The sequence below is a fragment of the Bartonella sp. MR100HLJHH genome, from assembly GCF_042194215.1.
Taxonomy (GTDB): Bacteria; Pseudomonadota; Alphaproteobacteria; order Rhizobiales; family Rhizobiaceae; genus Bartonella; species Bartonella grahamii.
In genome coordinates, this window is sequence record NZ_JBHIMR010000077.1 from 1 (window position 1) to 1,007 (window position 1,007).

General features: G+C 34.2%; 3 protein-coding genes. All 3 read right to left on the bottom strand.

Features of this window, described 5'->3' with window-relative positions:
• Positions 1-250, bottom strand: a 250-nt coding sequence (locus ACFIJ7_RS09590; protein ID WP_375645196.1) for a DUF3987 domain-containing protein, incomplete at its 3' end; no start/stop codon positions are given.
• Positions 251-368: 118 nt separating this feature from the next.
• Positions 369-641 carry a type II toxin-antitoxin system RelE/ParE family toxin gene (locus ACFIJ7_RS09595; RefSeq protein WP_375645197.1) on the bottom strand — a complete coding sequence of 91 codons (273 nt, stop codon included), beginning with the start codon at positions 639-641 and terminating at the stop codon, positions 369-371.
• Positions 638-928, bottom strand: coding sequence for a CopG family ribbon-helix-helix protein (locus tag ACFIJ7_RS09600; protein ID WP_208439813.1), 291 nt, complete (start codon positions 926-928; stop codon positions 638-640). The genes ACFIJ7_RS09595 and ACFIJ7_RS09600 overlap by 4 nt, the downstream gene beginning before the upstream one ends.
• Positions 929-1,007 lie beyond the last annotated feature (79 nt).

Here is a 1,007-nt window from a genome sequence, read left to right on the forward strand (position 1 = left end):
TACGGTCATAGGTAAATTGATCATCTTCATTAAAAGCCGTTAGATAAAAAGCACGGTCTGTTTGATATTCCTTACGTTCCAGATTGGCTAAAAAACCAGACAATTCATCACGCACCATTAAGAGACCACGGGGGGCTTTTAAGAGTTCCCCAAGCTTTTCGACCGTGATATCATTGACAATAAAGCGTCGTTTACCAAGAGTATCATCATTATTTTTACGAGTAGAAACTAAGCGGTGTGCAAAGTGCATTATGCAATCATATTCGCAACATTATAAAAATAGTAATCTATCATTACTTACTGATAGGGAGCGCAGTATTGTAGAAAATAATTTGCTTCAATTACCAAGTAAATAAAAATACAGTTGATTAAGGAAATTTTTGCTTTGTATGAAGCACACGTAAAATACGCACAACGCCATTTGAAATATCATAAATCATGATATAATTTGAATGTACAATGAGTTCACGTGTATTTACAATTCGTCCTAAACGACCAAGAGTAGGAAATTTAACAAGTTTTTCTACTTTTTCAGATAAAAGTTGATCAAACTTTAAGGCAGCAGAAGGATTATCTTGTGATATATATTCACGGATCTTTTTGCGGTCAACGTATGCTACTTGTGTCCAAATTAGCTTCATAAAGTTGATCTATCGAGTTTACTTTGTGTTTTTAGGCGCCATTCCTTTGCTTCTGCTTCGATTTCTTCAGAAGATATTATATCACCTGCATTAGCAGAATTTATCCCTAATTGAACTTGTTCCCGAAACCATAAATCGTATGCACTTTTTTCTTTTTGTTCTTTTACGATATCGCGCATATAATCGCGCAATAATTGTGCAGCAGATCTATCACACGCCTTTGCTGCTTTGGAAAATTCATTTTTTAATACATCATCGACGCGAAAGGTAAATGTTGTCTCAGCCATTTTACGACCACTTAATGTGTTACAAAGTAGTTCTAATGTAATGTATTTTTACTATTTCTTCAATAGGTACTATTAGAAT

Excerpts from the sequence above, each read along its gene's own strand:
- ACFIJ7_RS09595 (WP_375645197.1), bottom strand. The coding sequence starts at position 641 with ATGAAGCTAATTTGGACACAAGTAGCATACGTTGACCGCAAAAAGATC.
- ACFIJ7_RS09600 (WP_208439813.1), bottom strand. The coding sequence starts at position 928 with ATGGCTGAGACAACATTTACCTTTCGCGTCGATGATGTATTAAAAAAT.